The following is a 14,035-nucleotide window of genomic DNA, read 5'->3' as shown; positions in this document are numbered from 1 at the left end:
ACCTTATATTACAAAATAAATATTAAAAATTGATTAATAATCGTATGGGCCAAAAATTCATCAATTTAACTTTTTATACGTGCAATAATGATCCACGTTAAAAGCTGTTTAAGGAGTTGTTTCTCATGGAAAAGTTACCAGAGAGAAAAGTTTTGGGTATTATTTCAATTATTATCAGTGTTATTGCACTGGTTTTGTCATGGATACCATTTATAAATAATTTTGCTGCAATTGTCGCAGTTATTGGTTTTGTATTTGGAATTGTTGGGTTATTTTCAAACAGAAAGCACAAAAAACTATTATCATGGATTGGTTCTGCCCTTTCAGTGTTCGCATTAGTAATTGTAATAGCTACACAATCTATGTATTCAAACGCTATTGACAAGGCAACTGAAGCACCACAAGCTGAACCCGCTTCAAGCGCTAAAGCTTCTTCTACTAAGTCATCTAATTCTGATGATGACAACAAAAAAGAGTCTATTACTGTTAATTACGAAAAATATAATATTAAAGATTCAAAAACTTACAAAGTGGCCTACACAGATGATAGCTGGGCAGGAACTAATGTAACAGTTAACTCTGTAACTGTTTATAAGTTAGCTAAGACATATAAATATGATTCAGCAAATGATGGTAACTTCGATACTAATGGTTTCGTTAGAATCAATATGACAGTTGCACCAACAAGAGACATTGATATTTATCCAACACAAGGTACTTTAGTACTTGATAACGGTGAACAACACGAAGCTGATTCTGATGAAAGCTGGGACGGTGAAATATCGGCTAATGCCCAAAAAACCGGAAATATTACCATTCCAGTTAGTTCATTAAATACTTCTAATTCAATCAATAATTTAAGATTTAGATTTGATGGGGATTACGAAACTGATGACTATGATGATGAAAATTCAAACCACGAGTATGATATATCATTAGATTTAAATAATTAATAGATAACTATCATGATAAAAACACTCTTGCAACCAAACATTAGTGTACGTAACTTTATATACTAACTTTATAAACAAAAAAGCCGTTGTATACGCAATTAGCGCTATACAACGGCTTTTGTAAGGATTTGTAATTAAGCAAGTCCATATTTTTTGTTGAACTTATCAACAGCACCATCTGCAGTAGTAAACTTTTGCTTACCTGTGTAGAATGGGTGTGAATCTGAAGTAATTTCAACACGGATCATTGGGTAAGTAGCACCCTCAAATTCGATAGTCTCATCAGAAGTACGTGTAGAACCTGACAAGAACTTGTAACCAGTAGTTGAGTCAACGAAAACCACTTTGTGGTAATCTGGATGAATTTCAGCCTTCATTATATTCTCCTTATCGCCCTGATCTTATAAAAAACAGAGTCAGTTTATTTAACTAAATTATAGTAACATAAATCATTACAAAATGATAGGTGTTCAACGAAAACGATTTTGAAAATTTTAGTCTTCATCAGCCTTTAACACTGCCATAAAGGCTTCTTGTGGCACTTCAACCGTTCCAACGGCTTTCATACGTTTCTTACCACGTTTTTGCTTATCTAACAACTTGGCACGACGGTCAGGATCACCTGTGTGAATACGTGACGTCACATCTTTACGATAAGCTTTAATTGTTGAACGAGCAACAATCTTAGAACCGACTGCAGCCTGCACAGGAATTTCGAAATTACGACGTGGAATAATTTCCTTTAATTTCTTAGTAATAACCCGAGAACGCTCTTGGGCAAAGTCACGGTGAACAATGAAGCTCAACGCATCAACTTTATCCCCATTCAACAAAATATCAATCTTTACCAAATCAGATTGACGATAACCTGATATTTCATAATCCAACGAAGCATAACCACGTGTACTTGACTTTAACTTATCAAAGAAATCAAAAATAATTTCTGACAATGGCATATAGTACTTAACGTTGACACGATTAGTGTCCAAGTAATCCATCGTATCAAATTCACCACGTTTTGCTTGCGCCAATTCCATGACCGCACCAACATAGTCATTCGGCACCATAATTTGCGCATGCACAAATGGTTCTTCAATTGTTTTAATTTCTGAAACATCTGGTAATTCGGATGGATTAGCAACCTCAACCATTTCATCATCTGTTGTATAAGCATGATACGTAACCGATGGTGCCGTTGTAATCAAATCCAAATCGAATTCACGTTCCAGACGTTCTTGAATAACATCCATATGTAACAAGCCTAAGAAACCAGTTCGGAAACCAAAACCAAGTGCTTGTGATGTTTCTGGTTCGAATTCCAAAGAAGCATCATTCAATTGTAGCTTCTCCAATGCATCACGTAAATCATTATATTTTGCATTATCCGTTGGATATAGTCCTGAGTACACCATTGGCGTCATTGGTTGGTAACCTGGTAATGGTTCCGCAGCTGGTCGATCTGTATGTGTCACCGTATCACCTGGGCGAGCATCACGAATGTTTTTAATTGAGGCAGCCACATAGCCAATATCACCTGCCATTAAGAACTCGCGCTTAATTGGTGACGGTGAATTAACGCCAACTTCTGTCACTTCATATTCAGCACCAGAATTCATGAATTTAATTTTTTCACCTGGCTTTAGCACACCAGATTTAATCCGCACAGTTAAAATAACACCTTTATATGAATCGTATGCTGAATCAAAGATAAGTGCTTGCAATGGTGCTTCTAAATCACCCTCAGGTGCTGGAATATCCGTCACAATCTTTTCCAACAACTCAGGGATACCAATGCCCTTCTTAGCTGAAGCTAATACGGCATCAGACGCATCAATACCAATAACGTCTTCAATTTCAGTGCGCACACCTTCTGGGTTCGCTGCTGGTAAATCAATCTTATTGATAACTGGCAAAATTTCTAGATCATTTTCGATAGCTAGATATACATTCGCTAATGTTTGAGCTTCAACTCCTTGAGCCGCATCCACTACCAAAATGGCTCCATCAGCTGCAGCCAAAGAACGTGAGACTTCATATGAAAAATCTACATGCCCTGGTGTATCAACTAGGTGGAAAATATAATTTTCACCATCGGCTGCTGTATAGTGAACCTCAACCGCATTCATCTTAATCGTAATACCACGTTCGCGTTCCAAATCCATGGTATCTAATAATTGATCCTGCATTTCACGCTCAGTTACCGTATGTGTTGCTTCTAAAATACGATCTGATATTGTTGACTTACCGTGATCAATGTGAGCCACAATACTAAAATTACGTATATGACTTTGGCGCGCCTGCATTTCTTCTATATTCATTTTTTGCGCTCCTATACTGTATTTATTTTGTCCCTATTATTATACAAGTATTCTTAATATCATGGTAGTACCCATTATTTCATTCTTTTTTATCTAATTCGTCCGTCATTTCTTTAGCCTTTTTTTCAACTGATTTATCAAATTGTTTTTGACGGCTTTGCGTATAAATAAAAAGCACTAATAAAATTATGATAATTATCCATTTAAGCATTTTTCTATCTCCTTTTTGTAAATAATTAATATTTTTTATTTTAAATAAGACTTCAATTGTATTTTACATCATTTTCCATTACACTCATCTTAAACAACTTATTAAGGGAGGCATCATCATGGCAAATTTGCCAGAAGTCAAAAGTGAGGCTGATGGTCAAAAAGATGAAGTCGTGACACCACGACGCACAGACCAACAACCACAGAAACCAGTTATTTCATACCTATCACGTAAGTTACTAGCAACAGCTGGTGTTATTTCAATTATTTTAGGTATCTTTGCTTTCGTTTTCAACCCTAAATGGTTACTAGCTGTTTCAATCATTTTTGGGCTATTTTCAATTTTTGTTGCTTTTATCGACTTAATGTTATTCAAAAACAGTGTTTATCTGCGTGGATCACATTTGATGAGTGCTTTACTCAGTGCTGTCATGGGGCTCGTTCTATTATTCCGCCAAGACTTTACGCAAGATTTCATTGGTATCGTCTTTGGTTTTTGGATTCTATTTAACGCTACAAGTAATTTAGCACAAACTTGGGTACCTGAATTACTAATTGGTTGGCAACGTTTAGTCGGTCTACTAATTGGTGCCGTTGGCCTTTGCTTAGGTTTGTTCTTGGTTCTATTTACCGATTACTCAACCCACGATATGCAAATTATCTTAGGTATCTACACTGACCTATTAGGAATATACTTCTTACTTGTTAGTTTCTTTAGTCGCACAAATGATTTAAGCAAAAAATAAATCATTATATACAAAAAGCAGTCTCAAATGAGGCTGCTTTTTTACTATTAACAAATAATTATAGAATTGGTGTTAATAGTCTTGAGAAAAATTGCTTAAATCTCTTCCATGATGACTGTGCTTCAAAATACTCCGGCGTCAAAAGGGTTGAGTCTTCCAAATCTTTTTCAAAGATTGCTTCCATTTCAAGTGCTACGTGTTCACTGTATAAGAAAGCATTCACTTCAAAGTTAAGTGAGAATGAGCGAATATCCATGTTAGCACTACCAACTGATACGATACGATTATCAATGACTAAAGTCTTCGAATGTAAAAAGCCCTTATTATAGGCATAAATTTCAATACCTTCATTCGCTAAAACATTTGCATAATACTCGGTAGCACGATAAACAAACATATGGTCAGGCTTTGATGGAATCATAATTCGGACATGAACACCGGCTTTAGAAGCAATTATAAGACTGTCCATAATCGCTTGGTTTGGAATGAAATAAGGCGATTGAATCGTAATACTATCATGTGCCATTGAAATCATGCGCAGATAACCTTGATAAATCTGCTTAACATCAGTATCTGGTCCTGACGAAACAATTTGCATTGGCACATCCCCATCTGTATCATGTGATGGAAAATATTGTTCGCCGAATTCTAACTTTTCATGCTTCGTTGTCGCATTCCAATCAGTAAAGAAACGGCTTTGCATCGCTAATACTGCATCCCCAACAACTCGTAGATGTGTATCACGCCAATAACCAAATTTTTTCAAACGTCCTAAATATTGATCACCAACATTGAAACCACCAATATAGCCAATATCACCATCAATAATCACTAACTTTCGGTGATCATGGTTATTAACATGCAATGATATATACTGCCACTTTGGCATTAAGAAAGCTTCTACATGGCCACCAGCTTCACGTAAACGTTTATACAATTTATTGTTTTTACCGCCTGAGCCCCAGCTATCATAGATAACCCGGACGCGAACACCTTCTTTAGCCTTTTCTGTTAACAAATCAACAAAGTCATTTCCTATCCTGTCATCATAAATCGTATAATATTCAACATTAATATGATGCTTTGCACCACGAATATCCTCATACAATTTTTTAAACTTTTCATGTCCATCTGTAAAGATTTGAACTTCATTCTGATTTGTAAAAATTGCTTGTTCACTTTGCAAGAATAAACGGACAAAAGCCTGTTCTTCTACATAGCTCTCAGGGTCAGCTAATTCAATAACCTCTTTTTGTTGATTTTCAGCAATTTTATCAATCCCTAACACTTGTTGCGTTTGCATGTTAAAGATATGGTTATCTGATAATTTTCTACCGAATAAGAAATAAATTAGAAAGCCAACTATTGGGAACAATAATAGCACCAACATCCATGCCCAAATAGCGGTAATATCCCGATAACGATCTCTAAAAACTGTTAAAATTGCGGCCAACGTATTAATAATAAAGATTACTTCAATTAGTATTACTAACCAATGTTCAGCCATAACTACTCTCCTTCTGAATAATAGTTCTAATTTTACCAGTTTTATGTCACAGCATTATATCAAATTAATATTAATTAATGATTATTTTAACAAATCATGCTTTACTAAATACTGGTGCGCTACTTTCTTAGCAGATTTATGCTCAACCGTCACTTTATAATTCATGTCAATCATATCTTGATTAGTGATTTGATCCTTTAATCGTAATAAACTCTTCTTAACACTAGGATACTTGGTTATAATTTCTTTTCTTACCAAAGGAGCACCTTGAAAGGCTGGGAAATAATGCTTATCATCTTTCAATGTTACTAGCTTATCAGCCTTTAACTGTGGATCAGTTGTATAAGCATCAGTTACGTCAATTTGCTTATTTGCTAAAGCTTTATAACGCAAACTTGATGACATACTCTTAACATTTTTAAATTGTAAGTTGTATGCCTTCTTCATTCCTGGATATGAATCTTTTAATTCATAGAAATCATGATCAAAACCAGCCGATAATTGTGGTGACAGTTTTGCTAAATCGCTAGTTGTTTGCAAATGATATTTTTTCGCATCTGCTTGACGTACTGCCAATGCATACGTATTTTGATACTTCATACGTGGCAAGTAAGCCAAATTATCTTGCTCATCAAGCGCTTGTTTAGCATCTTGATACGCTTCTTTTGGTTGATGACTAACCTTTTTACCCTTAACCAAATTCTGCAAGACCGTTCCGGTAAACTCTGGATAAATATCAACATCCCCACTTTTAAGGGCCTTATAAATAAACGTTGTGCCACCAAAATTGGGTTTAATCTGTACGTCTAATCGTGGATTATCTTCTTCAATTAGTTCCTTATACATATTAATTAAAATCTCAGGTTCACCACCTAATTTGCCGGCCACTATAATCCGGCCACTAGGTTGCAATAAGGCTCTACCACCAAAATAACCACCTAACAAGATAATCAGCACAGTGACAACAATTCCCAATTTTTTCAAAGATAGTTTACCAAGTACTTTAATAATCCATGAAAAGACCAATGCTAACACCGCTGATAAAATAGCACCTAGCAATAACTGCGCATTATCATTTGTTTGGATACCAATCATAATGAATGTACCAAGGCCACCACCACCAATTAGGGCAGCTAATGTCGCCGTTCCAATAACTAATACCATCGCAATTCTCAATCCTGATAAAATCATCGGCATGGCTAATGGTAATTGAATTTTAAATAATTTAAACCATTTTGAAAAGCCAAATGCTTCAGCAGCTTCTAATAAGTCGGGATTAATTTCAGTTAAACCAGCATACGTATTTTGAAAAATTGGCATAATGGCATATAGGACCAAGGCAATAATAGCTGGCGCTGTTCCAATTCCCACAAACGGAATTAAAACACCCAAAATTGCTAAACTAGGAATTGTTTGAATAACTCCCGCAACTTGTAATACCCCTTCACCTAAACGCCGATGATTCATCAGCGAAATCGCTAGTGGGATGGCAATAATTGAAGCAATTAAAATTGCTGCTAAAGAAAGCAAAACATGTTCTTCCAGAGCAACAATAATGTCACTTGATTGAGTTGTGACTAAATGTATCAAATCATTTAACATATTGTTCTCCTTAATTCTTACTAATATACATTAGTAAATCATTCTGATTGATGATATATTGCTCATCAACAATGACATAATCATGCTGATACAACGCAGCAGCTAGTTCCTGAATTGTTTGAATACTAGATAAATGGACAGTATCCATTACTTGCTTATTAGCAACGGTTTCACCAAGATTAGCTGCCAAAAGATTAGCAATCAAAGTGATTCGTTGATTGTTAAATAGTGATGACACAACTTGATTAGCTGGTTGATTAATAATCGTTTGCGGTGCCCCTACTTGTTGTAGTTCGCCATTCACCAATACACCAATTTGCGTTCCTAACCGTAAGGCCTCTTGCATATCATGGGTAACAAACACAATCGTTGGTTTTAGTTCTTGATACAACGACAAAATTAAGTCTTGTAATTGTTTACGTGATAACGGATCTAGGGCACTAAATGGCTCATCCATTAAAATAATTTTAGGTTGCGTTGTCAATGCACGGACAATCCCTACCCGTTGTTGTTCACCACCTGATAATTCATTAGGCATTCGTGAACCATATTGGTCATAAGATAATCCAACTTTATCCAACAATGTTTTGACAATTTCTTGCCTTTGCTCGCGTTTAATACCTCGCGCTTCTAATAAGATGCCAGCATTTTGACTAATTGTTAAATTCGGGAAAAGGGCGATATTTTGTAAAACATAGCCAATATCCTGACGTAACGTCGTCTTATTAACATTCTCAACATTTTGATCATCAATGATAATTTTACCCTGACTCTGGTTAGTTAAACGATTAATCATTTTTAAAATCGTGGTTTTCCCACTACCACTGGGACCAACCAAAACAAAAAATTCACCAGAAGCGATGGTTAGATTTAATTTATTAACAACTTGCTTATTTTGATATGTTTTAACAACATTTTCAAATGCAATCATATTAACACGTCCTTCTTTTTATATAATTTAAATTGGCCTGTTACTTTTCCAATAATATAAGTATATAAAAAAGACTGGTTGAGCTAAACCCCCAGTCTTATTTTACTTATAATAAATCAATTTGTTTGTTTAATTTTTTAACTTTATCAGCAATGTCATCAGCCTTCATAATTTCACTTACAACAGCAACACCAACAACACCAGTGTCTGCTAACGTTGCAATATTATTTTCTTTGATACCACCGATTGCAACGACCGGAATATTAACTGCCTTAACAATATCTGTCAAAGTCGCTTTACTTGTCTGTTTTGTAATAACCTTAGTGGTCGTTGGGAACATTGCACCAGTACCTAAGTAATCTGCCCCTTGCGTTTCCGCTTCAACAGCTCGTTCAACTGTTTTGGCTGATACACCTAACATTTTATTAGGTCCTAATAGCTTACGAGCAATGTTCACTGGTAACTCGTCATCCCCAATATGAACGCCCGCTGCGTCAACGGCTAAACAAATATCAATGCGATCATCAATAATCAAAGATAAGTCATATTGATCCGTTATCTGCTTAACTTTTACGGCTAACTCATAATAAGCACGGGTTGATAAATCTTTTTCGCGTAATTGTACTAAAGTAACTCCACTCGCACATGCTAGCGCAACCTTATCTAAAAATTCTTTTTCACTTTCCCCATAACGTGCTGTCACTAAATATAATTCTTTTGCCATTTTTTGTCCCCTTTATTTGTGCTAACCAATCAGGATTGTCAGTACCTAACAATGATAATTCATTTAAAAACTGTTGCCGAAAATCTGCCAGTCCTTTTGTTGTAGCCCTTTGTTTAGCTTGTTCACCGGCAATATTTAAGTAACTAATTGCATGTACTGCAGCAACTTCAGGTGTTGCTTGCACACCCAACAATGCTGCCAACAAACCGCCCAATAAATCTCCTGAACCTGTAAATCGATCTAATTCAGGTACACCATTTTCTAAAACCCACACGTTATCGCCGGCCACCACAACATCTTGCGCACCCGTGGCAACATATATTGAGGCAGTTGGCAATGCTTGTAATGCAACGATTAACTCATTGACAGCGTCCTTTGTCTGATCTAAAGCACTACTATCAACGCCTCGATTTGTTGTCGTTAAACCAGCTACCGCACGCATCTCAGAAATATTACCGCGTACGATAGTTGGTTCGTAAGTCATAAGTTTTTTAGCAATTGCCATAGCGGTACGTGCACTGGCAACGCCCACAACATCTAGCACAAATGGTTTATGACCGTGGGCTAACTTGGTTGCAGCTAATAAGCTTTCTTCTTTTTTGACCGACAAACTACCTAAATTCAACAATAAACTATCCGTTTGCTTTGCTAAATCCTCAAAAGCACGCGTATCTTCAGTCATAATTGGCTTAGCACCAACATATAATATAGCATTGGCCACTGTTTCAACTGAAATCGTGTTCGTAATGCAATGAACCAATGGTGTTTGAGTTAGTGGCATCATGATTTTTTCCATCAGTGTATCTCCAATTTCCCATTAAATACACGCATCATATCTTTAAACAATGACATTTTCTTAGCCTGTTGCCAAATTACCCAAGCTGCGACTGAGCCCATGACTGCAGCTCCTAAGAATCTTGGTGTATAAAGTAACCAATACAAGTCTGTTTTAGTACCGGTAAATAATACCATAACTGGATATGATAATAATGATCCAATAACTCCTGTACCAATAATTTCACCAATAATTGACCCATAAACATTATGCATCAAGCGAGCGCCCAATCCTGCTAATAAAGCGCCAAAAACTGCGCCAGTTAATGCCAATGGCGGAATTCCCATCATCATCATACGAATAATACCACAGCAAGTTGCCATAATCGTTGCATACAAAGGTCCCATCAGAACGCCTGCTAATACATTAACGACACTAGACATTGGTGCCATACCCTCAATACGTAAAATTGGTGATAAAACAACATCCAATGCAATCATCATAGCCAAATACGTAATTTTTCTAGTACTTGAATTCATACCCATTCTCCTAAACTCCAATAAATTAAAATAAAAAAGCCTCTTTGTAATTAAAAATCACAAAGAGGCTATTATATACAATGCTAATAATAGTACTTTCACAATTCCTACGCTTAAATAACTAAAACAGGTACGGAGGGTCTAGAGTAAAACTCCTTCTCAGCCGATAATGGCTCCCCTTTGTGATAAATATTCTTCTATAAAAACTATCATATCATATTAATCATTAAAAAACTGATTAATTAAGATCATGATTAGTAATTTGAGTCATATATTTCCAAAAAACTTCACTAGCATTAGATTCATGAAGTTGCTTTAACCGCATAAAGCCAAAATTACTAGTCGTATTTAAACCAATTCGCCGTTTGATAAGCTGCTCATCATGAGACACATCCACACGCTTATCCATAACGAGCGCCATTCCCATACCATTTGAAACCATATTTAAAATAATATCGATTCGCTCTCCCTGGTAAGTAACGGCTTTCTTCAATTGTTGTTTTTCCGCCATAATTCCAAATTTATTAAAAATCATGGTTTCTTCACCTTCTAGTAACAAGATGTCTTCTTGAATCATATCATTTAAAGTCAGCATTTTTTTAGCTGAAAGTGGATGGTTTGCTGGTAATATCGCAACCAGATTATCCTGATCTGTTAACAAAGTTTCAAGTTTACTGTTTAAATTAGGTGTGTAATGACCAAAGATAATATCAGCTTGATTCTCTAGTAACGAATCAACTAATTTATCATCCTGTGTTTCTGAGAAATGTAAGGTAATCTCTGGATAATTTTGATGGAAAGCACTCACTAAAGAAAAGCCCCGATAATTGGAAAACGTTGGCATCGTATGGATCGTTAACACATTATCAGATTCAACACCGTGTTGCGTTAATGTTTGCTGCAAAGCCCGATATTCATGAGTAATCTTTTTAGCATACATTTCGGTAATGCGACCAGATTCAGTCAATGTAATACGCCGATGCTCACGAATAAATAATTTTGTCTTTAATTCTTTTTCTAAAGATAAAATTTGTTTAGAAATATTACCCTGCGTTGTATATAAATGCTCTGCCGTTTCAGAATAATTACCAGTTTGTGCTAAATCTAAAAACACATTAAATTTATTAATATCCATAATAAGCTTCCTTAAATATTACCATTTGGAATAGTTTACCATAAATAAGTCCTTATTAGAATATTTCAAGCAACAAAAAAAGCCGAGCAATAACACTCGACCTTCATCAATCTAGGATTACTTTTCAGAAATTGCTGCAATTCCTGGCAAAGTCTTTCCTTCTAGGTACTCCAATGAAGCACCACCACCAGTTGAAATATGACTCAATTGGTCAGCGACACCTAATTGTTGTACGGCAGCAGTTGAATCACCACCACCAACAATTGTTGTTGCACCGTTCTCAGTAACCTTAACAAGTTCTTGACCAATAGCCAAAGTTCCCTTAGCAAAGTTTTCCATTTCGAATACGCCCATAGGACCATTCCAAACAACTGTCTTTGCATCAGCAAGCACTGACTTAAATAGTTCAACAGACTTAGGACCAATATCTAGACCCATGTAGCCATCCTTGATGTCACCTTCAGCAACATATGATTCTGCATCGTTAGCAAACTTGTCAGCTGCAACGGCATCAACAGGCAATACCAACTTATCACCAGCATCAGCAATTAATTGCTTAGCCAATTCAACCTTGTCAGCTTCGTATAATGAATCACCAATCTTTTGACCCTTAGCAGCAGCAAATGTATATGCCATTCCACCACCAACAATAACCTTATCAGCCTTTGCTAGTAGGTTTTGGATAATCGTAATCTTATCTGAAACCTTAGCACCACCGATGATTGCAACGAATGGACGCTCTGGGTTTTCAACAGCTCCACCCAAGAACTTGATTTCCTTTTCCATCAAGTAACCTGCAGCTGTTTGTGCAATGTTAGCTGCAATTCCAGCATTTGAAGCGTGTGAACGGTGAGCAGTTCCAAAGGCATCGTTTACAAATACATCACCCAATGATGCCCAGTAAGCACCTAACTCAGGATCGTTCTTTGACTCGCGCTTTACTTGCTCGCCATCTACAACGTCAGCATAACGTGTGTTCTCAAAGATTAATACTTGGCCATCTTCAAGATGGTTAATAGCATCTTCAAGTTCAGGGCCTTCAATTGCAGGAACGAATGTAACAGGTTGACCTAACAAATCAGCCAAACGTTGTGCAACTGGCTTCATTGATAGTCCAGGCTTATCATCTTCACTCTTAATACGACCCAAGTGTGAGAACAAGATAGCACGTCCACCCTCGTTCAATACATGCTTAATTGTTGGCAAAGCTGCAACAATACGGTTATCATTAGCAACTTCTTGTTGACCGTCCACTTCTTTTAGTGGCACGTTAAAGTCAACACGCATCAATACTTTCTTACCTTTTAATTCTAGGTCATCAACAGTTAATTTTGCCATGGAATCCCTCTTTCCTTATTTTAATTCGTTAAGAGTTTAATAGAAAAAACGGGCGGTTCAGACTATTACTAAACCACCCGTTTTCAATAATAGTTATCTAACTATTAAAGTGTTGCCAAGTGCAACAAAGTACGGATCATGTTTGAAGTGAAACCATACTCGTTATCATACCAAGCAGCAGTTTGAACTAATTGCTTATCACCAACAGTGATAACCTTAGTCAAAGTTGGATCGTATACGGCACCGTGTGTGTCGCCAATGATATCTGATGAAACAATTTCATCATCATTGTATCCAAATGAATCATTCTCGTACTTCTTAACAGCTTCGTTAACTTCTTCAGCAGAAACCGTCTTTGACAATTCTGCAGTCAACTCAGTAACTGAACCATCAACAACACCAACACGTTGTGCGTGACCATCCAACTTACCAGCAACTGAAGGAACTACCAAACCGATAGCCTTAGCAGCACCAGTTGAGTGAGGAATAGTGTTTACAGATGCAGCACGGTTTGAACGCATCTTCTTAGCCTTAGGACCATCCAAAAGCATTTGTGTACCAGTGAATGCGTGAACAGTGGTCATCAAACCAAGTTCAATACCGAATTCCTTGTCCAAAGCATTTGCCAATGGAGCAAGTGATTGTGTAGTACATGAACCAGCAGAAACAATGTTGTCATCTGCAGTCAATGTATCTTGGTTAACACCATAAACAACCGTTGGAATATTTCCAGCAGGTGCTGAGATCAAAACCTTCTTAGCACCAGCATCCAAGTGAGCTTGTGACTTTTCTGCTGAAGTATAGAATCCAGTTGACTCCAATACAATTTCAACACCATCATTAGCAACCCACTTCAAGTCAGCTGCGTTACGCTCTGCGTAAACACGAATCTTCTTACCATTAACGATGATACCATCTTCGTCAGCTGAAACTTCAGCGTTCAAAGTACCATGAGTTGAGTCATACTTCAACAAGTATGCCAACATTGCAGGGTTAGTCAAATCATTAATTGCAACAACTTCGATGTCATCTGCAGTATCCTTTAATTCAAGGATGCGACGGAATGCTAAACGACCAATACGGCCAAAACCATTGATACCAATCTTAACAGTCATATTATTAAGATCCCTCCCAAAAAATTCTTTTTGTTACGTTTCTACATGATTTATTATACGACTTTGTTTATATTTTCGCAAACAAAGTAGTCGTTTTAAGCCATCTTAGTATATACAAAACCACTTCAATAAGAATTCTAAA

14 protein-coding genes and 1 riboswitch are annotated in these 14,035 nt (G+C 36.5%); of the genes, 2 read left to right on the top strand and 12 right to left on the bottom strand.

The genetic code is table 11. The annotated features are described in order from the left end of the window. Window positions 1-125: 125 nt before the first annotated feature. A complete protein-coding gene (locus tag ACSYSF_RS01740) occupies window positions 126-953 on the top strand; it encodes a hypothetical protein (protein WP_489868008.1) in 828 nt (275 codons plus the stop codon). Between the two features lie 134 nt (window positions 954-1,087). Here ACSYSF_RS01740 and ACSYSF_RS01735 read toward each other — a convergent pair whose 3' ends face one another. The 3 genes from ACSYSF_RS01735 to ACSYSF_RS01725 all read right to left on the bottom strand — a co-directional run bounded on the left by ACSYSF_RS01735 (window position 1,088) and on the right by ACSYSF_RS01725 (window position 3,482). Further along, the gene (locus ACSYSF_RS01735) at window positions 1,088-1,330 is read right to left on the bottom strand and encodes a type B 50S ribosomal protein L31 (protein ID WP_489868007.1); all 243 of its coding nucleotides are present in this window, start codon (window positions 1,328-1,330) and stop codon (window positions 1,088-1,090) included. Window positions 1,331-1,447: 117 nt separating this feature from the next. Beyond that, entirely contained in the window at window positions 1,448-3,271 is a 1,824-nt protein-coding gene (lepA, locus tag ACSYSF_RS01730; protein WP_489868006.1) for a translation elongation factor 4, read from the bottom strand. A 79-nt stretch (window positions 3,272-3,350) separates the two neighbouring features. Beyond that, window positions 3,351-3,482, bottom strand: coding sequence for a hypothetical protein (locus ACSYSF_RS01725; RefSeq protein ID WP_489868005.1), 132 nt, complete (start codon window positions 3,480-3,482; stop codon window positions 3,351-3,353). A 118-nt stretch (window positions 3,483-3,600) separates the two neighbouring features. On the opposite strand from ACSYSF_RS01725, the gene ACSYSF_RS01720 reads away from it, so the two are divergent. After that, window positions 3,601-4,227, top strand: coding sequence for a DUF308 domain-containing protein (locus ACSYSF_RS01720; RefSeq protein WP_489868004.1), 627 nt, complete (start codon window positions 3,601-3,603; stop codon window positions 4,225-4,227). A gap of 58 nt (window positions 4,228-4,285) precedes the next feature. Here ACSYSF_RS01720 and cls read toward each other — a convergent pair whose 3' ends face one another. The 9 genes from cls to gap all read right to left on the bottom strand — a co-directional run bounded on the left by cls (window position 4,286) and on the right by gap (window position 13,893). After that, window positions 4,286-5,734 carry a cardiolipin synthase gene (gene cls, locus ACSYSF_RS01715; protein ID WP_489868003.1) on the bottom strand — a complete coding sequence of 483 codons (1,449 nt, stop codon included), beginning with the start codon at window positions 5,732-5,734 and terminating at the stop codon, window positions 4,286-4,288. A gap of 81 nt (window positions 5,735-5,815) precedes the next feature. Next, window positions 5,816-7,336 (bottom strand): ABC transporter permease/substrate-binding protein, encoded by a 1,521-nt coding sequence (locus ACSYSF_RS01710; protein WP_489868002.1) that lies wholly within the window; start codon window positions 7,334-7,336, stop codon window positions 5,816-5,818. A gap of 10 nt (window positions 7,337-7,346) precedes the next feature. Continuing rightward, window positions 7,347-8,267, bottom strand: coding sequence for an ATP-binding cassette domain-containing protein (locus ACSYSF_RS01705; protein WP_489868001.1), 921 nt, complete (start codon window positions 8,265-8,267; stop codon window positions 7,347-7,349). Window positions 8,268-8,373: 106 nt separating this feature from the next. Further along, the gene (gene thiE / locus ACSYSF_RS01700; protein ID WP_489868000.1) at window positions 8,374-8,991 is read right to left on the bottom strand and encodes a thiamine phosphate synthase; all 618 of its coding nucleotides are present in this window, start codon (window positions 8,989-8,991) and stop codon (window positions 8,374-8,376) included. After that, complete coding sequence (gene thiM, locus ACSYSF_RS01695; protein ID WP_489867999.1) at window positions 8,945-9,787, bottom strand: hydroxyethylthiazole kinase; 843 nt, start codon at window positions 9,785-9,787, stop codon at window positions 8,945-8,947. Before thiM ends, thiE begins: the two co-directional genes overlap by 47 nt. Beyond that, window positions 9,787-10,305 (bottom strand): energy coupling factor transporter S component ThiW, encoded by a 519-nt coding sequence (gene thiW / locus ACSYSF_RS01690; RefSeq protein WP_489867998.1) that lies wholly within the window; start codon window positions 10,303-10,305, stop codon window positions 9,787-9,789. The genes thiM and thiW overlap by 1 nt, the downstream gene beginning before the upstream one ends. 87 nt (window positions 10,306-10,392) lie before the next feature. Next, window positions 10,393-10,495: riboswitch (TPP riboswitch) on the bottom strand. A gap of 48 nt (window positions 10,496-10,543) precedes the next feature. Next, entirely contained in the window at window positions 10,544-11,440 is an 897-nt protein-coding gene (locus tag ACSYSF_RS01685) for a LysR family transcriptional regulator (protein ID WP_489867997.1), read from the bottom strand. Between the two features lie 117 nt (window positions 11,441-11,557). Further along, the gene (locus ACSYSF_RS01680; RefSeq protein ID WP_489867996.1) at window positions 11,558-12,778 is read right to left on the bottom strand and encodes a phosphoglycerate kinase; all 1,221 of its coding nucleotides are present in this window, start codon (window positions 12,776-12,778) and stop codon (window positions 11,558-11,560) included. A gap of 104 nt (window positions 12,779-12,882) precedes the next feature. Further along, window positions 12,883-13,893 carry a type I glyceraldehyde-3-phosphate dehydrogenase gene (gap, locus tag ACSYSF_RS01675; protein ID WP_489867995.1) on the bottom strand — a complete coding sequence of 337 codons (1,011 nt, stop codon included), beginning with the start codon at window positions 13,891-13,893 and terminating at the stop codon, window positions 12,883-12,885. Between the last annotated feature and the right edge of the window lie 142 nt (window positions 13,894-14,035).

This window comes from Weissella sp. ESL1139, from assembly GCF_058506735.1.
The sequence above is the reverse complement of the archived record's forward strand: the minus strand, read 5'-3'. Positions and strand labels throughout refer to the sequence as shown.